Origin of the sequence: Aeromicrobium phoceense, assembly GCF_013868155.1 — a bacterium.
Classification (GTDB): Bacteria; Actinomycetota; Actinomycetes; order Propionibacteriales; family Nocardioidaceae; genus Aeromicrobium; species Aeromicrobium phoceense.
The window spans coordinates 1,792,117-1,810,177 of the sequence record NZ_JACEOG010000001.1; the positions used below are offsets into that span (position 1 = coordinate 1,792,117).

The window sequence follows — 18,061 nt, forward strand, 5'->3', positions numbered from 1 at the left end:
GAGACGAGGCGGTCGGCGGTGCCCGGATTCGTAGCGTCGTCGTCACGCAACAGCGCCCCTCACGAGAAGAAGGCACCCGCATGAATCACGTCCGAACCCCACGCTTCACCCGCACCCTGGTCGTCACCGTGGCCGCTTCACTCGCCGCGATGGGCCTCGGCGCCTGTGGCAGCGCCGGCGCGGACTCGGGGCAGGAGGAGACCACGATCCGGTACCAGAGTTACGCCGGAGCCGTGGACGCCTTCCTGCTCGCGGACGCCCTCGGCGAGTTCGAGGGACTCACGCTCAAAAGGGTCGGTGACATCACCGGCGGCCCGCAGGCCCTCCAGGCACTCGTGTCCGACCAGACCGACGTGGGCGGCTCCGCCTTCTACGGCGCGATCGCCCAGCTCGTCGCCACGGGGGCGCCCATCAAGGCCGTCATCCCGTTCTACGGATCGAACGAGGCGACGAACTCGGCCGTCTCCGTCCTGGAGGAGTCGGACATTCGGACCGCCCGTGACCTCGTCGGCAGGAAGATCGCCGTCAACACGCTCGGCGCGAACCAGGAGGCGGTGCTCGACACCTGGTTCGAACAGCAGGGCCTCAGCCAGGCCGAGCAGGACAAGATCACGCTCGTCCCGCTGCCGCCGCTCAACACGCCCGAGGCGCTCGGCAGCGGCAAGGTCGACGCGGCCGTCCTGAGCTTCACGGCCAAGAAGCAGACCGAGGCGCAGTACCCCCTCCGCACGCTCGTGCGCGACATCGACGTCGTCGGCGAGCCGTACGCCGGCGGCGGCATCACCCTGCGCGAGGAGTTCATCGAGAAGAACCCGAAGACCTCGCGCCAGATCGTCGAGGGCGTCGCCGCGGCGATCGAGTTCCTCGAGACCCACGACAAGCAGGAGGTCTTCGACGTCTACTTCCCGTACCTGGAGGAGGAGGGCTACGGCGACTACATCGAGCCGATCAGGGCCAACTTCCCCGGCACGCTCGGCATCGACGCCAAGCCCGTCATCGCGGACGAGGACATCCAGCGCTGGGTCGACTGGCTCGACAGCCGTGGCGACATCGACGCCGAGGACATCGACGTCAAGGACGTCTACACCAACGAGCTCAACCCGAACGCCTGAGGAGGCAGCCATGAGTTCACGCATCGAACTGAGGAACGTCGGCCAGACCTTCTGGGTCCGTGGCGACGAGGACAAGAAGCTGCGCGAGTTCGTCGCGCTCGACGGGCTCGACCTGGACATCCGGGCGGGGGAGTTCCTGACCCTCGTCGGGCCGTCGGGCTGCGGCAAGTCCACCGTGCTCGACCTGATCTCGGGGCTCTCCGCGCCGACCTCGGGCTCCATCACGGTCGACGGGACCCCCATCACGGGCCCCGGCCTGGACCGCAGCGTCGTCTTCCAGCAGTACACCCTGCTGCCGTGGCGCAGTGCCCAGGCGAACATCGAGTTCGCGCTCGAGGCCAAGGGCGGACTGTCGAAGGCGCAGCGTGCCGCGACCGCTCGCGAGTACCTCGACCTGGTCGGACTGAGCGAGTTCGCGGGCCGCTACCCGCACGAGCTGTCCGGCGGGATGAAGCAGCGGGTGGCCATCGCGCGCAGCCTGTCCTACCAGCCGCAGGTGCTGCTGATGGACGAGCCGTTCGGCGCGCTCGACGCCCAGACCCGCGAGCGGCTCCAGGAGGAGCTGGTCCGGATCTGGCAGCACACGGGCACCACGGTCGTGTTCATCACGCACGACATCGAGGAGGCGGTCTTCCTCGGCCAGCGGGTCGCCGTCATGAGCGGGCGACCGGGGCGAATCAAGGAGATCGTCACGGTCGATCTCGACCGGTCGCTCGCCCAGGACGAGGACGTCCGGGCGACGCCCGAGTTCGCGGCGCACCGGCACCACATCTGGTCGCTCCTGCGTGAGCGGTCCACCGCGAAGGAGCTCACCCATGTCTGACCTGCTCACCGAGAAGACGCAGGCCCGGCCGAACCCGCGTCAGGAGGAGGCCGCCCGCGCGAAGGGCGCCTCACTGCGCCGCACCCGCACGGTCGCCGTCACGCGCGGCGCCGCCGGACTCGTGGCGCTCGCCCTGGTCTGGGAGTTCGCTCCGCGATGGGGCCTGGTGGATCCGTACTCCATCCCACCGCTGCACGTCGTGCTGCAGGAGTGGTGGTCGATGGTCCTCGACGGCGAGCTGTGGAGGCACGTCTCGGCCAGCCTCAAGCGGTCCGTCGTCGGGTTCACGCTGGCGATCGTCCTGGCCATCCCGCTGGGTGCGGCCATTGCCTGGTACCGGCCGGTCCGCGAGTTCTTCACCCCGTCCCTGGAGCTGTTCCGCAACACCGCGGCGCTCGCGATCCTGCCCGTGTTCATCCTCCTGCTGGGGCTGGGGGAGACGTCGAAGATCGCGATCGTGCTCTACGCGTGCTTCTTCCCGATCCTGCTGTCGACGATCGCGGGGGTGGCCAGCGTGGACGCCCAGCTGCTGCGCTCGGCACGCGTGCTCGGCCTCTCGCCGGTCGCGACGTTCCGCAAGGTGGCGTTCCCCGCCGCCGTGCCCACGATCTTCACCGGCATCCGGATCTCGGGTGCCGCGGCGATCCTGGTCCTCATCGCCGCCGAGATGATCGGCGCGAACGCGGGCCTGGGCTTCCTCATCAACTACGCGCAGTACAACTTCCTGATCCCGAAGATGTACGCCGCCATCCTCACCACCTCCCTCCTCGGCGTGGCCGTCAACTACGGACTCGTCGCCCTCGAGCGCCGCTTCTCCCAGTGGCGCGCCGCCTGACCTTCGAAAGAGAGACACCATGACCCGCCAGCTCAGCCTCAACGCCTTCCTTCACGACACCGGCCACCACGAGGCCTCGTGGCGCCACCCCGACTCGGCCATCGACCGGATCCACGACATCGACTTCGACACGGAGAACGCCCGGATCGCGGAGGAGGCGAAGCTCGACGCGATCTTCTTCGCCGACGCCCCGGGACTGTGGGGTGCCACGCCCTTCCGCCCGGCAGGGCACCTCGAGCCCATCACGCGGCTCGCGGCCATCGCCGCGCGGACCGAGCGGATCGGCCTGATCGCCACCGCGTCGACCACGTTCTACGACCCGTACAACCTGGCCCGGCTGTTCTCCTCGCTCGACACGATCTCCAAGGGCCGTGCCGGCTGGAACATCGTCACCACCCAGTCCGAGGCGGTGGCGCGGAACTTCAGCCTCTCGGAGCTGCCCAGCGCGTCCGAGCGCTACGTCCGCGCCCAGGAGTTCATCGACGTCGTCACCAAGCTCTGGGACAGCTGGGAGGACGACGCGATCCTCGCCGACCGCGAGTCGGGCCGGTTCTTCGACCAGGAGAAGGTCCACGCGATCCACCACGTGGGCAACCACTTCCAGATCGAGGGACCGCTGTCGCAGCCGCGCTCGCCGCAGGGCCGCCCGGTCTACGTCCAGGCCGGCTCGTCGAACGACGGACGCGCCTTCGCGGGCCGCAACGCCGAGGCCATCTTCACGGCCCACCAGACGATCGAGGACGCGCAGGCCTTCTACGCCGACATCAAGTCGCGCGCCGTCGCGTTCGGACGCTCGCCCGAGGACGTCAAGATCCTGCCCGGCATCAGCCCGTTCGTCGCCGACACGCGCGCCGAGGCCGAGGAGCTGCAGCGGTACGTCAACTCGCTGACCGTCCCGGCCTACGGCATCGCGCAGCTCGAGGGGCTGGCCGGCGTCTCGCTGGCCCACCTCGAGCTCGACGAGCCCGTTCCGGTGGAGGTCTTCGGGCAGGCCGGGGACGTGCTTGACAACAGCCGCAGTCGCCTGCAGGTGATCGCCAACATCGTCGAGCGCGACCGTCCGACGCTGCGCGGGCTGCTGCACCGGCTCGCGGGGGCCAGGGGCCACAACGTCGTCGCCGGCACCCCGACCGAGGTCGCGGACATCATCACCGAGTGGTTCCAGAACGGTGCCGCGGACGGCTTCAACGTGATGCCGCCGCTGTACCCGCAGCTGCTCCAGGAGTTCACGCAGAAGGTCGTCCCGATCCTGCAGGACCGCGGCCTCTTCCGCACCGAGTACACCGGCTCCACCCTGCGCGACCACTTCGGTCTCGCGCGCCCGGAGTCGCTGTACGGCGCGGACGCGAACGAGGAGGCCCACGTTGTCTGAACTCGAAGGACTTTCGTCCGTCAGCACCGCGGTCGTGGTCGGCAACCCGAAGTCGGCGTCGCGCACCCTGACCGCCGCGACCCACGTGGCCCGCGAGCTGTCCGGGGCCGACCCCGACCTCGTGGTCGACCTGGCCACGCTGGGCCCGGCCGTCCTCGACTGGAGGTCGACCGAGGTCGCCGAGCTGGTCGGCCAGGTCGGTCAGGCCGACCTCGTCGTCGTGGCGTCGCCGACCTACAAGGGCACCTACACCGGGCTGCTCAAAGTGTTCCTCGACCGGTTCGCCGGTGGCACCGGACTGCGTGGGCTGGCCGTGCCGTTGCTGCTCGGCGCCGGGCCGGCCCACGCGCTGGCCCCCGAGCTCACGCTGCGGCCAGTCCTGACCGAGCTGGGAGCCACGGTCCCCGGGCGGGGCCTGTTCGTGCTCGACTCGCAATACGGCGACGCGGCCGCCTACGACCCGTGGCTGGACGCGACGCGGCCCTGGGTGCGTTCGGTGCTGCAGGCGGCGGCATGACCGCGTTCTTCCCCACGAACCAGGACCTCGATCCGGGACGACTGCGCTCGGCCTTCGGGAACTTCCCGACGGGCGTGGTGGTGGTGGCGGCCGAGGTCGACGGTGCCCCCGTCGGCCTCGCCGCCAGCAGCTTCACCAGCGTCAGCCTCGATCCGCCCCTCGTGTCGATCAACCTGGCCGCGACGTCGAAGACCTGGCCCGACCTGAGCCGGGCGGACCGGCTCGGCGTGACGGTGCTCGCGAGCCACCACGGACCGCTGTGCCGCCAGCTCGCGGGGCCGGTGGAGCACCGCTTCGAGGGGATCGACTACAGCGTCAGCCCCGGGGGAGCGATCTTCATCGACGACGGGATGGCCACGTTCGACACCACGATCCATCGCGAGGTGCCGGCGGGCGACCACATCCTGGTGCTGCTGGAGCTGCACGCCGTGGATCACCGCGTCGACGGCGGGCCGCTGCTCTTCCACCGCAGCGTGTTCGGCCAGCTGGCCGTGGCCGAGTAGCGGGTCAGACCGCCACGGGCTGCTCGTCCTCGGGGCGCAGCGCGACCACGGCACACAGGATGAGCGCGGCCCCGACGAGGCCCGCGGCGCCGAGTCGCTCGTCGAGCAGCACCGCGGCCAGGGCCGCGGCGGAGATCGGCTCCACGAGAGTGGCCACGGTGGCCGCCGAGCCCGACGTCGTGCGAAGCCCGGCGTAGAGGAGTCCGTACGACAGGGCCATCGTGGCGATGCCCAGGTAGAGCAGCAGCGCCAGCGACGTGCGGGAGGTGCCCGCGACGGGCTCGCCCGAGGCGGCCGCGACCACGAGGAACGGTGCCAGCAGGACGGCTCCCGCCCCCGTCGCGCACGTGGTGAGCGCGACCGGCTCGAGCCGTGGGGCGAGCACGTGGCCCAGGACGGTGGTCGCGGCGTACGTGGCGCCCGCCGCCACCGCCAGGACCAGGCCCAGCACCGGGCGGTCGACGGGCGCGGAGGTGCCGTGCCCGGCGGTGGCGCTGATCAGGACGAGCCCGGTGAGCGCTGCGGCCAGGACCGCGACGTCGCGGAGGGTTGGCCGGGTTCCGTCGCGCAGGTGCTCCCACGTGGCGGCCAGCACGGGGGCGAGGCCGAGCGAGACGACGGTGGCGACGCTCACCCCGACCATCAGGACCGAGACGAAGTACAGCCCCTGGTAGATCGCCGTCCCGCAGCCGATGACGATCGCGGTCACGGGGTGCGACCGCATCGTGTCGCGGACCGCGCGGGCGCGGCCCGTCAGCACGACGAACGCGACGAGAGCCACCGCGGCGATGAGCATCCGCCAGGCGCTGACGGTCATGGCGCCGACGCCGTCGCGCTCGTGCAGCACCGTCACGACCAGGCCGCCGGTTCCCCACAGCACGCCCGCCGCGCACACCTGCAACAGCCCGACGCGCGCGTTCACCCGCTCAGGTTAGGGGCAGCGGCGTGATGGTCTCGATACACCCTCTCGTTCCTCGAGGGCACTCGACCACCGGGCTGGCAACCCGGTGATCGAGTAGCACGCGAGCGCAGCGAGCGGCGTATCGAGATCACGCAGCGCGGACCCGGTGATCGAGAGGCGGGCGGCCCCGGTGATCGAGAGGCGGGCGCCCCCGGTGATCGAGTAGCACGCGAGCGCAGCGAGCGGCGTATCGAGATCACCCCGCACGGATCCGGTGATCGAGTAGCACGCGAGCGCAGCGAGCGGCGTATCGAGATCACGCCCCCCAGCGCCGCCTAGGCCCGCTCCCGCTCCGCACCGATCGTGGTGTCGGGACCGTGGCCCGTGTGCACCACCGTCTCCGGCGGCAGCGTGAACAGCCGCTCCGCGATGGAGGAGCGGATCACGTCGGCGTCGCTGTAGGAGCGACCCGTCGCGCCGGGTCCACCGTTGAACAGGGTGTCGCCGGTGAAGACGCAGCCCAGCTCCTCGGAGACCAGGCACGTCGCGCCCGGCGCGTGCCCGGGCGTGTGGATCGCGGTGAGCGTGGTGCCGCCCACGGTGAACTCGGTGCCGTCGACGAGGTCGCGGTCCCAGGACTCACCGGGGTGCGTCAGCTCCCACAGCGGTCGGTCCTCGGGGTTCAGCCAGATCGGCGCGCCGGTGCGCTCGCGCAACTCGGGCGCGATGCGGCAGTGGTCGTCGTGCGCGTGCGTCAGCACGATCGCGAGGACCTTCCGCCGCCCGATGAGGTGCAGGATCGCCGCGACGTCGTGCGGGGCGTCGATCACGAGGCACTCGGTGTCGTCGCCGACGATCCACACGTTGTTGTCGACGTCGTGGGTCTCGCCGTCGAGGCTGAACGTGCCCGAGACGACTCCGTAGTCGATGCGCGCGGCCATCAGAGGACCACCACCGAGCGCAGCACGTCGCCGTGATGCATCTTCTCGAACGCCGCCTCCACGTCCTCGATGCCGATCTCCTCGGTGACGAACGCGTCGAGGTCGAGGCGACCCTGGCGGTAGAGGTCGATCAGCATGGGGAAGTCGCGGCTGGGCAGGCAGTCGCCGTACCAGCTCGACTTGAGTGCGCCGCCGCGTCCGAAGACGTCGATCAGGGGCAGCTCGGGCACCTCCATGTCCGGCGTCGGGACCCCGACGAGGACCACGGTGCCCGCGAGGTCGCGGGCGTAGAACGCCTGCTTCCACGTCTCGGGGCGGCCCACCGCCTCGATCACCACGTCGGCGCCCTCGGCGCCCTCGTAGGTCTCGGCGCAGATGCGCTTGATCTCCTCGACCGGGTCGGTCTGCGACGAGTCGACCGTGTGGGTCGCTCCCATCTTCCGCGCCGCCTCGAGCTTCGCGGGATCGATGTCGACGGCGATGATCGGGCTGGCTCCGGCCAGTGCGGCACCCGCCACCGCGGCGACGCCCACGCCGCCGCAGCCGATGACGGCGGCGGACCGGCCGCGCGTCAGGGCTCCGGTGTTGATCGCCGCACCGATGCCGGCCATCACGCCGCAGCCCAGCAGGCCGGCCGCCGCGGGACGTGCGTCGGGATCGACCTTGGTGCACTGCCCCGCCGCGACGAGCGTCTTCTCGATGAACGCGCCGATGCCCAGGGCGGGGGAGAGCTCGGTGCCGTCCTCGAGCGTCATCTTCTGCTTGGCGTTGTGGGTGGCGAAGCAGTACTGCAGGTCGCCGCGCTTGCAGGCGCGACACTCGCCGCACACGGCGCGCCAGTTGAGGACGACGAAGTCGCCCGGCGCGACCTCGGTGACGCCGTCGCCGACGGCCTCGACGATGCCCGCCGCCTCGTGGCCGAGCAGGAACGGGAACTCGTCGTTGATGCCGCCCTGGCGGTAGTGCAGGTCGGTGTGGCAGACGCCGCAGGCCTGGATCGTCACCACCGCCTCGCCCGGGCCGGGATCGGGAACGTTGATGGTGACCAGTTCGACCGGTGCGTCCTTCGCTCGAGCGATGACGCCCTTGACCTGCTGCACGGCTGTCTCCTTGCTTCGGGGGTTCTCCTGCGAGCCTGCCAGAGTGCTCACGGGGACGCGAGAGGTCGGCCTGCCCGTGTGGGCCATAAGCATCATCGTCAACCTGAAATGGCGGTGGAAAATCGAAGAAAATCGAACGGATGTGCGGTACGATTCAGGCATGTCTTCGGGGGATGACGGCGTCAGCGCGGCCATGGGCCACTGCGGGTCCGTCCTGCGGTCGGTGACCTCGTCGGTGCACGACGAGGCACGAGCGCTGGCGGCACTGCGCGACGCGGCCGAGGCCGCCCTGGCCGAGCGGCTCGAGGAGATCGAGCGGACGAAGGCGTACGTCGCGGAGGACGCGTCCAGCGCGGCCACCTGGGCACGGCGCGAGCTGCGCCTGGATGCGCGGCGCACGCGCCAACTGATCCGCGCGGCCGCCACCATGCGTGAGCTGCCGCTCGTCGGTGAGTCGGCCCGTGCGGGCCGCATCTCGGCCGACCACGTCGCGCGGTTCTCGTTCGCCCTCGCCCACGTCGACGAGGTGGAGGTTCGCCGAATCGAGGCCCATCTCGTGGCCGTGTCCGAGGCGCACCCGCCGTCCCGGGTGAAGTCGCTCGTCGACCGGCTCCGTTCGATCGTCCACGCCGAGGAGCTCGACGACGCGTGGATCGCCGGTGCCGACAAGGCACACCTCAGCCTCAACGCGCTCCCCGACGGGTGGCACGTCACCGGCTTCCTGCCGATCGACGTCGGTGCGAAGCTGAAGGCGGTCCTCGACGCCGTCTCGACCCCGCGCGAGGGAGGCGACCGCCGCTCGGCGTCCGAGCGTCGCATCGACGGGCTCGACCACCTGCTCACCCGCGTCCTGGCCGAGGGCCTGCCCACCGACGGCACGGTCCGGCCGCAGATCCACGTGCTCGTCGACGCCGGCACCCTCCAGCGGGCGCTCGCGCCCGGCGCGCGCGGTGCCTTCGAGCCAGACCAGCCGGCGGTCCTCGAGGGCTTCGGCCACATCGGCGCCAACCTGCTGGCCCACCTGACGTGCGGTGCCGACCTCATTCCGGTCCTGGTCGATCGGATCGGACCGAACCGGTCGGTGCTCGACGTCGGCCGTCGCCACCGCGATGCCACGCCGAAGCAGCGTCATGCGGTCTGGATCCAGCAGGACGGACGTTGCGCCACCGAGCACTGCCGGAACACGGTCGACCACGTGCACCACCGACGGCGGTGGTCGGACGGAGGCCCCACCGACCTCGCCAACCTCGTCGGACTCTGCTCCGCGTGCCACCGCCACGAACATCGCCACGACGTCGCCCTCGCCCGAGCCGGGTGAGAGGGCTGACGGTCGTGTCCGATTTCCGCGAGAACTGGTCAGGCCCGTAGGTCAGGATGGAGTCATGGACCCGAACGACTGCTACCGCGCCGTGAGTGCGCGTGACGCGCGGTTCGACGGCGTCTTCTACACAGCGGTCCGCACCACGGGGATCTACTGCCGGCCCTCGTGCCCGGCGATGACCCCGCGTCAGGCGAACGTCACCTTCTACCCCTCGGCCGCGGCGGCGGAGCGATCCGGCTACCGCGCCTGCCGCCGCTGCCGGCCCGACAGCACGCCCGGCTCGCCCGAGTGGAACGCCCGGGCTGACGTGGTCGCCCGCGCCGTACGCCTGATCGGCGACGGCGTGGTCGAGCGTGAGGGAGTGAGCGGACTCGCCGGCCGGCTCGGCTACAGCGAGCGCCAGGTGAACCGGCTCGTCACCACCGAGCTCGGTGCCGGGCCCCAGGCCATCGCGCGCAGCAACCGGGCACGCACGGCACGCATCCTGCTCGAGACCACCACGATGCGGGCGGCCGACGTCGCCTTCGCGGCGGGCTACGGGTCGGTGCGCCAGTTCAACGACTCCATCCGCGAGTCGTTCGACCTCACGCCGCGCGAGGTGAGGTCGCGCTCGCGCCGGGCGGCGCACCCGGGTGCCGGACGGCTCCGGCTGGAGCTCGCCCTGCGGCCGCCGTTCCACGCCGACGCGCTGCTCGACTGGTTCACCCCGCGAGCGATCGAGGGCGTCGAGGCCGTCGACGGTCGCACCTACGCGCGCGTGCTGAACCTGCCCCACGGCGTCGGCGCGGTCGAGCTGACGCTCGGCGACGACAGCGTCTCGGTCGAGCTCGAGCTCACCGACCTGCGCGACCTGGCGCCGGCGGTGCAGCGGTGCCGCCGGCTGCTCGACCTCGACGCCGACCCCGTCGCGATCGACGAGGCCCTCGCGGCCGATCCGCTGCTCGCCGGCCTCGTCCGCGAGGCGCCCGGCATGCGGCTGCCCGGCCAGGTCGACGGCTTCGAGATGGTGATGCGCGCGATCGTGGGCCAGCAGGTGTCGGTGGCGGGAGCCCGCACGATCCTGGGCCGGGTCGCGCGGTCGCGCGGCACCGAGGTCGACCTCGAGCTCGCGCGACGCCACGGCCTCACCCACGCGTTCGCCACGGCCGAGTCGGTGGCCGAGGCCGCTCCCGAGGAGTTCGCGATGCCGCGCGGCCGGGCCGCCGCCATCCTCGCCGTCGCGCACGCCGTGGCGTCCGGCGAGCTCGACCTGCACCCGGGCGCCGACCGCGAGGCCGCCCGAGCCCGCCTGCTCGCGATCCGGGGCATCGGTCCCTGGACCGCCGACTACGTCAGGATGCGGGCCCTCGGGGACCCCGACGTCCTGCTGGAGACCGACCTCGTGCTGCGCCGCGTCCTCGCGCGCGAGGGACTGGAACGGACGCGAACCGAACGGTGGCGACCCTGGCGGTCGTACGCCTCACTGCACCTGTGGAGAGTGGCATGAAGACACGCTGGATGGACACGCCCATCGGGGGCCTGCGGCTGCACGTCGACGCCGGACTGCTCACGGCGATCGACTTCGGGGCCGAGGCCCGGGGAGAGCGCGTCGAGGACCCGCTGCTCGACCAGGTCGAACGCCAGCTGGGGGAGTACTTCGCCGGCGAGCGCCACGACTTCGACCTGCCCGTGGCCGCCGACGGCACGGAGTTCCAGAAGAAAGTGTGGGCGTACCTGCGCACCATCCCCTACGGCGAGACGGTCACGTACGGGCAGATCGCGACCGACCTCGGCTACGAGCTCGGAATCTCCCGGGCCGTGGGCGCGGCCAACGGCGCCAACCCGATCCCCATCGTGGTCCCGTGCCATCGCGTCATCGGGTCGAACGGGAAGCTCACCGGCTACGCCGGCGGCCTCGACCGCAAGACGACCCTGCTCGAGCTGGAGCGTCCCGGGCTGTTCTGAGGCGTCAGCGGCGCAGGTTCTGCGAGAGCCGCTCGGCGGCGGCCACCACGGCGGGCGCATGCATGCGCCCGGGCTGGCGGGTGAGCCGCTCGAGCGGTCCTGACACCGACACGGCGGCGACGACCTTGCCGCTGGGGGAGCGGACCGGTGCGGAGACCGAGCCCACGCCCGGCTCGCGCTCGCCGACGCTCTGGGCCCAGCCGCGCTTGCGCACGGCCGACAGCTCGGCGGCGGAGAAGGTGGCCTTCATCAGGCCCTTGTTCATTCGCTCGGGGTCCTCCCACGCGAGCAGCACCTGGGCGGCGGAGCCGCCCGACATCGTCAGCTGGCTGCCCACGGGAATCGAGTCGCGCAGGCCGGTGGGCCGATCCGCGGCCGAGACGCACACGCGGTGGTCGCCCTGGCGACGGAAGAGCTGGGCGGACTCGCCCGTGATGTCGCGCAGGCGGGCCAGCACGGGTCCGGCGGCGGCGAGCAGGCGGTCCTCGCCCGCGGCAGCGGCCAGCTCGGACAGGCGCGGGCCTAGGATGAAGCGACCCTGCATGTCGCGCGCGACGAGGCGGTGGTGCTCCAGGGCGACCGCGAGGCGGTGGGCCGTGGGTCGCGCCAGGCCGGTGGCGGTCACCAGGCCGGCCAGCGTCGCCGGCCCCGGCTCCAGCGCCGCCAGCACGAGGGCCGCTTTGTCGAGAACGCCGACTCCGCTAGAGTTGTCCATGTCTTGATACTGCCGTATCGCATTGTGAGACGCAACCCCCGAAGTTGGAGAGAATCATGGGCAAGACGCTCGCCGAGAAGATCTGGGACGACCACGTCGTCCGTTCCGCGCCGGGTGAACCGGACCTGCTGTTCATCGACCTGCACCTCCTTCACGAGGTCACCAGTCCGCAGGCGTTCGACGGACTGCGCCTCTCCGGCCGCCAGGTGCGTCGCGCCGACCTCACCCTCGCGACCGAGGACCACAACATTCCGACCACGGATCTCGACAAGCCGATCGCCGACCCGGTGTCGCGCACGCAGGTCGAGACGCTGCGTCGCAACGCCAAGGAGTTCGGCGTCCGGCTGCACCCCATGGGCGACATCGAGCAGGGCATCGTCCACGTCGTCGGCCCGCAGCTGGGCCTGACCCAGCCGGGCATGACGATCGTGTGCGGCGACTCGCACACCTCCACGCACGGCGCGTTCGGCTCGATCGCCTTCGGCATCGGCACCAGCGAGGTCGAGCACGTCCTGGCCACGCAGTCGCTGTCGCAGGCCAAGCCCAAGATGATGGCCGTCGACGTCGTCGGCGAGCTGCCTCCGGGCTCCACCGCCAAGGACCTGATCCTCGCGCTCATCACGCAGGAGTCCACCGGCGGCGGCCAGGGCTACATCGTGGAGTACCGCGGCGAGGCGATCCGCGCCCTCTCGATGGAGGAGCGCATGACGATCTGCAACATGAGCATCGAGTGGGGCGCCAAGGCCGGCCTCATCGCTCCGGACCAGACCACGTTCGACTACATCGAGGGTCGCCCCCACGCGCCGCAGGGTGCCGACTGGGACGCGGCCGTCGCGTACTGGACCAGCCTCGTCACCGACGCCGACGCGCACTTCGACAAGGTCGTCACGATCGACGCCTCGAAGGTCACCCCGTGGGTCACGTGGGGCACCAACCCCGGCCAGGGCGTGGCCCTGTCCGGCCTGGTCCCGACCCCGTCTGACTTCGAGGACGCCGACGAGCGCGAGGCCGCCGAGAACGCCCTGCGCTACATGGGCCTCGAGGCCGGCACGCCGATGCGCGACATCACGGTCGACACCGTCTTCGTCGGCTCCTGCACCAACGGCCGCATCAGCGACCTGCGTCGTGCCGCCGAGCTGATCAAGGGCAGGAAGGTCGCCGACGGCACCCGCATGCTCGTCGTCCCCGGCTCGGTGCGCGTGCGCCTGCAGGCCGAGGAGGAGGGCCTCGACGTCGTCTTCAAGGAGGCCGGCGCCGAGTGGCGCGGCGCGGGCTGCTCGATGTGCCTGGGCATGAACCCCGACCAGCTCACGCCGGGCGAGCGCAGCGCCTCCACCTCCAACCGCAACTTCGAGGGCCGTCAGGGCAAGGGTGGCCGCACGCACCTGGTCTCGCCCGACGTCGCCGTCGCCACCGCAGTCACCGGCCACCTGGCCTCGCCCGCCGAGCTCTGAGGACGACCACCATGGACAAGTTCATCTCCCACACCGGAGTCGGCGCCCCGCTGCGCCGCAGCAACGTCGACACCGACCAGATCATCCCCGCGGTCTACCTCAAGCGCGTCACCCGCACGGGCTTCGAGGACGGCCTGTTCGCCGCGTGGCGCAGCGACCCGGAGTTCGTCCTGAACCAGCCGGCGTACGAGAACGCCACCGTGCTCGTGGCCGGCCCGGACTTCGGCACCGGCTCGTCGCGTGAGCACGCCGTCTGGGCGCTGCAGAACTACGGCTTCAAGGTCATCATCAGCCCGCGCTTCGGCGACATCTTCCGGGGCAACTCGGGCAAGGCGGGGCTGCTCGCGGCCCAGGTCGACGAGAAGGTCGTCGCCGCCCTGTGGGCGTACCTCGAGGCCAACCCGGGCGCCGAGATCTCGGTCGACCTGGAGTCCCGCACGGTCTCGGCCGGCGAGGGCGTCGACCGCATCGAGGACTCGTTCACGATCGACGACTACACCCGCTGGCGCCTGCTCGAGGGCCTCGACGACATCGGCATCACGCTGGGTCACGCCGATGACATCTCGGCCTACGAGTCCCGCCGTCCGAGCTTCAAGCCCGCGACCCTCTGACGCCTGCCCGGCGCGGCCTCCCTGGCGTACTAGGGTCATCCCATGTCCCGCACCCGCCCGTTGCCCACCGTGCTCCGGGTCGTCGTGTGGGTGCTTCGCCCGCTGTTCATGGTGGTCACGAAGCGCGACTGGCGCGGTGACGAGCACCTGCCCACCTCGGGCGGGTTCGTGCTGGCACCCAACCACCTGTCGTACCTCGACCCGTTCCTCTTCGGGCACTGGCTCGTCGACCACGACATCCCGCCGCGCTTCCTGGTCAAGGACCCGCTGTTCGCCGTGCCGGTGATCGGCCGGCTGCTGCGCAAGGCCGAGCAGATCCCGGTCTACCGGGGCACCGGCGCGGCCGCCGACTCGCTGCGCGCCGCGATCGACGCGGTGGAGTCCGGCTCGATCATCGCCATCTACCCCGAGGGCACGATGACGCGCGATCCTGCCGCCTGGCCGATGTCGGGTCGCGACGGCGCCGTCCGCACGGCGCACGCCGCCGGGGTGCCCCTCGTGCCGGTGGCGCAGTGGGGCCCGCAGGACATCATGTGGCCCTACCGCCGCGAGTTCCGGCCCTTCCCGCGCAAGACGATCCACGTGCGGGTGGGCGCTCCGATCGACCTCTCCGGCCTGGGGGAGAGTCCCACGCAGGACCAGATCCACGCGGCCACCGAGCGCCTCATGGACGCGATCACCGCGCTGCAGGCGCAGATCCGCGGCGAGTCGCCCACGACTCCGCGGATCGACGTGCGCACGCTCAAGAAGCCCAAGACCCGATACGAGGAGAGCTGATGGTCACTGCAGCAGTCATGGGAGCCGGGTCCTGGGGCACCGCCTTCTCGATCGTGCTGGCCGACGCCGGCCACGACGTCCACCTGTGGGGTCGTCGCGACGAGACGTGCGCCAACATCAACGAGCGCCACGAGAACACCGAGTACCTCCCGGGCCAGGAGCTGCCGGGAACGATCCGCGCCACCACCGACCCCGCCGAGGCGCTGGCCGACGCGGCGATCGTGGTGCTGGCCGTGCCGTCCCAGACGCTGCGCGCGAACCTCGAGTCGTGGGGCCACCTGATCGAGCCGTCGGCCGTCATGGTGAGCCTCATGAAGGGCGTGGAGCTGGGCTCGCACATGCGGATGAGCGAGGTCATCGCCGAGGCCACCGGTGCGGGACCCGAGCGGATCGCCGTCATCACCGGACCGAACCTCGCGAAGGAGATCGCGCGCCGCGAGCCGGCCGCCGCGGTGGTCGCGTGCGAGGACGAGTCCGTCGCGCTCCAGCTGCAGAAGTACCTGCACACGCCGGCGTTCCGCCCCTACACGAACACCGACCTGGTGGGCTGCGAGCTCGGCGGCACGGTCAAGAACATCATCGGCCTCGCGGTCGGCGTCTGCGACGGGCTGGGCTTCGGCGACAACACCAAGGCGTCGGTCATCACGCGCGGGCTGGCCGAGACCGCTCGCCTCGGCATGGCGATGGGTGCCGACCCGATGACCTTCATGGGCCTGGCCGGCCTCGGCGACCTCGTGGCCACGTGCTCGTCGCCGCTGTCGCGCAACCGCACCTTCGGCGAGAAGCTCGGCCGCGGCATGACCGTGGAGGAGATCACGTCGCAGACCCGTCAGGTCGCCGAGGGCGTGAAGTCCTGCGTCTCCGTCGCCGAGCTGTCGGCGATGCACGGTGTCGAGATGCCGATCGTCGAGCACGTCCGCGCGCTCGTCGACGGCAACATGACGCCCACCGAGCTCGTCAACGCCCTCATCAGCCGATCGGCCAAGCCCGAGACTCGCTGACCCGCGGCGGGACTCAGCCCAGGGCGGCCTCGATGTCGGACCACAGGTCCTCGACGGCCTCGATGCCGACGCTCAGGCGGATGAGTCCGGCTGGGATCGTCTCGGGCTCGGCGGGGAAGCGGCGGCGCCGCTCCCACGTGGACTCCACGCCGCCGAGGCTGGTCGCGTGGCTGATGATCCGGCTGGACTCCGTGGCCCGCTGGGCGTGCTCGGCGTCGTCGACGACGAAGCACACCATCGAGCCGAAGCCGGGGTAGCGGACCTCGGCCACCGCCGGGTGCGCCTTCAAGCGGTCGGCGATCACGGCGGCGCTCGACTCGGCTCGATCCAGTCGCACGGCCAGCGTGCGCACGCCGCGCGCCGCCAGGAAGCACTCGAGGGCTCCGGGGATCGCGCCGTGCAGCGAGCGGTGCGTGAGCAGACGCTCGAACAGGGCGTCGTCGCGCGTGGCCAGGACGCCCAGCACGAGGTCGCTGTGACCGCCGAGCAGCTTCGACGCCGAGTGGCACACGATGTCGGCGCCGTACGAGAGCGGCCGGTCGCGCAGGGGAGTACGGAAGGTGTTGTCCACCGCGACGAGGGCGCCGGCCTCCTTCGCGGCGGCGACCAGGGTGGGAAGGTCGCCCACTTCCATCGCGGGGTTGGTCGGCGACTCCAGCCACACGAGGTCGGCCCCGGCGAAGGCCTCGATGCTGCCCTCGGTGTCGGACGGGTCGATGAGGCGCACCTCGTAGGGTCCGCTCTCGACGAGGCTCGTGGTGCCGTTGTAGCCGTGCCGCGGCAGGACCACCACGGCACCGGGCTCGAGGAGCCCGAGCGTGGCGGCTGACGTCGCGATGCCCGAGGCGAAGGCCAGGGCCCGTCCACCCTCGAGCTCGCCGAGCACCGCCTCGAACGCCTCGTAGGCCGGATTGCCGTGCCGGCCGTACTCGGACGATCCGCCGGGCACGAAGGCGCTCGCGAGGGTGATGGGGGCGTTGAGCGGCGCGCCGGGCTGCTTGGCCGGGCGACCTGCGATGACGGTCACGGTGTCGGGCTGCATGGTTCCAGTGTCACAGGCGGGTAGAGTCGAGCCGGTGCGCACCACGATCGCCGTCGTCTTCGGAGGCCAGTCCAGCGAGCACGGTGTCTCGTGCCTGACCGCGCGCGAGGTCCTCGCCGTGATCGACCGCGACCGCTATGACGTCGTCCCCGTCGGGATCACCCCCGACGGCCGCTGGGTCGAGGAGACCGCGGTCTGGGACGACCTCGAGCCGGGCGCGCTGCCCTCCGTCCGCGACGGATTCCCCCCGTTCTCGTGGGACCGGGTGCGCGAGGTCGACGTCGTGTTCCCCCTCCTGCACGGTCCGTGGGGCGAGGACGGCACGATCCAGGGCCTCTTCGAGCTCGCCGGCGTTCGCTACGTCGGCGCCGGCGTCATGGCCAGCGCCGTGGGCATGGACAAGCCGTTCACCAAGACCGTCTTCTCGGCCGCCGGACTCCCGCAGCTGCCCTACGTGACGGTCCAGCCGTGGGAGTGGGACGCCAAGCGCGACCGCGCCGAGGCGCGCATCCACGCACTGGGCCTGCCCGTCTTCGTCAAGCCCGCGCGCGCCGGCTCCAGCTCGGGCGTCACGCCCGTGCACGACTGGGACCAGCTCGAGGACGCCGTCCTGGCCGCGCGGAAGTTCGACCCGAAGGTGATCGTCGAGGCCGCAGCGCACGACAAGCGTGAGGTGGAGTGCGCCGTCATCCAGGACGAGCGCGGCATGCCCATCGCCAGCGAGGTCGGCGAGATCGTCGTCGCCGCGGACACCGATCACGAGTACTACGACTTCGAGGCCAAGTACCTCGACGGCACCAGCACGAACGTCGTCCCGGCCGACCTCCCCGAGACGGTGCGCCAGCGCATCCGCGAGTACGCGCTGCAGGCGTTCGACGCCATCGGCTGCGAGGGCCTGGCCCGTGTGGACTTCTTCCTGACCAGCAGCGTCGGCGGCGGACTCGTGATCAACGAGATCAACACGATGCCGGGGTTCACGCCCTTCTCGATGTTCCCCAAGCTCTGGGAGGCCTCGGGTGTGGACTACCCCGAGCTGGTGGAGCGCCTCATCCAGCTGGCCCTCCAGCGTCCTCTCGGCCTGCGCTGAGCCCC

Annotated in this window: 19 protein-coding genes; 14 read left to right on the forward strand and 5 right to left on the reverse strand. The window is 71.3% G+C overall.

The window, feature by feature from the left end; translation table 11 throughout:
- The first annotated feature begins 80 nt into the window (after positions 1 to 80).
- Genes H1W00_RS08700 through H1W00_RS08725 form a run of 6 tightly spaced genes read left to right on the forward strand, consistent with a single transcriptional unit; the run spans position 81 to position 5,162 of the window.
- Positions 81 to 1,112: an ABC transporter substrate-binding protein gene (locus H1W00_RS08700; protein WP_181755345.1), complete on the forward strand. Its 1,032-nt coding sequence runs from the start codon at positions 81 to 83 to the stop codon at positions 1,110 to 1,112.
- Positions 1,113 to 1,122: 10 nt separating this feature from the next.
- Positions 1,123 to 1,935, forward strand: coding sequence for an ABC transporter ATP-binding protein (locus H1W00_RS08705; RefSeq protein ID WP_181755346.1), 813 nt, complete (start codon positions 1,123 to 1,125; stop codon positions 1,933 to 1,935).
- Complete coding sequence (locus tag H1W00_RS08710) at positions 1,928 to 2,770, forward strand: ABC transporter permease (protein WP_181755347.1); 843 nt, start codon at positions 1,928 to 1,930, stop codon at positions 2,768 to 2,770. The genes H1W00_RS08705 and H1W00_RS08710 overlap by 8 nt, the downstream gene beginning before the upstream one ends.
- A gap of 19 nt (positions 2,771 to 2,789) precedes the next feature.
- Positions 2,790 to 4,142 carry an LLM class flavin-dependent oxidoreductase gene (locus H1W00_RS08715; RefSeq protein WP_181755348.1) on the forward strand — a complete coding sequence of 451 codons (1,353 nt, stop codon included), beginning with the start codon at positions 2,790 to 2,792 and terminating at the stop codon, positions 4,140 to 4,142.
- Complete coding sequence (locus H1W00_RS08720) at positions 4,135 to 4,659, forward strand: NADPH-dependent FMN reductase (protein ID WP_181755349.1); 525 nt, start codon at positions 4,135 to 4,137, stop codon at positions 4,657 to 4,659. Before H1W00_RS08715 ends, H1W00_RS08720 begins: the two co-directional genes overlap by 8 nt.
- Complete coding sequence (locus tag H1W00_RS08725) at positions 4,605 to 5,162, forward strand: flavin reductase family protein (protein WP_338072859.1); 558 nt, start codon at positions 4,605 to 4,607, stop codon at positions 5,160 to 5,162. The genes H1W00_RS08720 and H1W00_RS08725 overlap by 55 nt, the downstream gene beginning before the upstream one ends.
- 4 nt (positions 5,163 to 5,166) lie before the next feature.
- Here the strand turns inward: H1W00_RS08725 and H1W00_RS08730 are convergent, their stop codons facing one another.
- The 3 genes from H1W00_RS08730 to H1W00_RS08740 form a co-directional block, all read right to left on the reverse strand.
- Entirely contained in the window at positions 5,167 to 6,084 is a 918-nt protein-coding gene (locus H1W00_RS08730; RefSeq protein ID WP_181755350.1) for an EamA family transporter, read from the reverse strand.
- Between the two features lie 314 nt (positions 6,085 to 6,398).
- The gene (locus H1W00_RS08735) at positions 6,399 to 7,004 is read right to left on the reverse strand and encodes an MBL fold metallo-hydrolase (protein WP_181755351.1); all 606 of its coding nucleotides are present in this window, start codon (positions 7,002 to 7,004) and stop codon (positions 6,399 to 6,401) included.
- A complete protein-coding gene (locus H1W00_RS08740) occupies positions 7,004 to 8,104 on the reverse strand; it encodes an S-(hydroxymethyl)mycothiol dehydrogenase (protein WP_181756219.1) in 1,101 nt (366 codons plus the stop codon). Before H1W00_RS08740 ends, H1W00_RS08735 begins: the two co-directional genes overlap by 1 nt.
- A 160-nt stretch (positions 8,105 to 8,264) precedes the next feature.
- Between H1W00_RS08740 and H1W00_RS08745 the strand changes: the two genes are divergently transcribed.
- The 3 genes from H1W00_RS08745 to H1W00_RS08755 all read left to right on the forward strand — a co-directional run bounded on the left by H1W00_RS08745 (position 8,265) and on the right by H1W00_RS08755 (position 11,369).
- Positions 8,265 to 9,422: an HNH endonuclease gene (locus H1W00_RS08745; RefSeq protein WP_181755352.1), complete on the forward strand. Its 1,158-nt coding sequence runs from the start codon at positions 8,265 to 8,267 to the stop codon at positions 9,420 to 9,422.
- 64 nt (positions 9,423 to 9,486) lie between these two features.
- On the forward strand, positions 9,487 to 10,911 hold the full coding sequence (locus H1W00_RS08750) for an AlkA N-terminal domain-containing protein (RefSeq protein WP_181755353.1): 1,425 nt from the start codon (positions 9,487 to 9,489) through the stop codon (positions 10,909 to 10,911).
- Complete coding sequence (locus H1W00_RS08755) at positions 10,908 to 11,369, forward strand: methylated-DNA--[protein]-cysteine S-methyltransferase (protein ID WP_181755354.1); 462 nt, start codon at positions 10,908 to 10,910, stop codon at positions 11,367 to 11,369. The genes H1W00_RS08750 and H1W00_RS08755 overlap by 4 nt, the downstream gene beginning before the upstream one ends.
- A 4-nt stretch (positions 11,370 to 11,373) precedes the next feature.
- On the opposite strand, the gene H1W00_RS08760 is transcribed toward H1W00_RS08755, so the two are convergent.
- Positions 11,374 to 12,084 (reverse strand): IclR family transcriptional regulator, encoded by a 711-nt coding sequence (locus tag H1W00_RS08760; RefSeq protein ID WP_078698542.1) that lies wholly within the window; start codon positions 12,082 to 12,084, stop codon positions 11,374 to 11,376.
- A gap of 56 nt (positions 12,085 to 12,140) precedes the next feature.
- On the opposite strand from H1W00_RS08760, the gene leuC reads away from it, so the two are divergent.
- Genes leuC through H1W00_RS08780 form a run of 4 tightly spaced genes read left to right on the forward strand, consistent with a single transcriptional unit; the run spans position 12,141 to position 15,927 of the window.
- A complete protein-coding gene (gene leuC / locus H1W00_RS08765; RefSeq protein ID WP_181755355.1) occupies positions 12,141 to 13,538 on the forward strand; it encodes a 3-isopropylmalate dehydratase large subunit in 1,398 nt (465 codons plus the stop codon).
- A gap of 11 nt (positions 13,539 to 13,549) precedes the next feature.
- Entirely contained in the window at positions 13,550 to 14,149 is a 600-nt protein-coding gene (leuD, locus tag H1W00_RS08770; protein ID WP_181755356.1) for a 3-isopropylmalate dehydratase small subunit, read from the forward strand.
- 42 nt (positions 14,150 to 14,191) lie between these two features.
- Complete coding sequence (locus tag H1W00_RS08775; RefSeq protein ID WP_181755357.1) at positions 14,192 to 14,926, forward strand: lysophospholipid acyltransferase family protein; 735 nt, start codon at positions 14,192 to 14,194, stop codon at positions 14,924 to 14,926.
- Positions 14,926 to 15,927, forward strand: coding sequence for an NAD(P)H-dependent glycerol-3-phosphate dehydrogenase (locus tag H1W00_RS08780; RefSeq protein WP_181755358.1), 1,002 nt, complete (start codon positions 14,926 to 14,928; stop codon positions 15,925 to 15,927). Before H1W00_RS08775 ends, H1W00_RS08780 begins: the two co-directional genes overlap by 1 nt.
- A 13-nt stretch (positions 15,928 to 15,940) precedes the next feature.
- On the opposite strand, the gene H1W00_RS08785 is transcribed toward H1W00_RS08780, so the two are convergent.
- Positions 15,941 to 16,969: a trans-sulfuration enzyme family protein gene (locus H1W00_RS08785; RefSeq protein WP_181755359.1), complete on the reverse strand. Its 1,029-nt coding sequence runs from the start codon at positions 16,967 to 16,969 to the stop codon at positions 15,941 to 15,943.
- On the opposite strand from H1W00_RS08785, the gene H1W00_RS08790 reads away from it, so the two are divergent.
- The gene (locus tag H1W00_RS08790) at positions 16,968 to 18,056 is read left to right on the forward strand and encodes a D-alanine--D-alanine ligase family protein (protein WP_181755360.1); all 1,089 of its coding nucleotides are present in this window, start codon (positions 16,968 to 16,970) and stop codon (positions 18,054 to 18,056) included. The two genes, H1W00_RS08785 and H1W00_RS08790, sit on opposite strands and share 2 nt — an antisense overlap.
- Positions 18,057 to 18,061 lie beyond the last annotated feature (5 nt).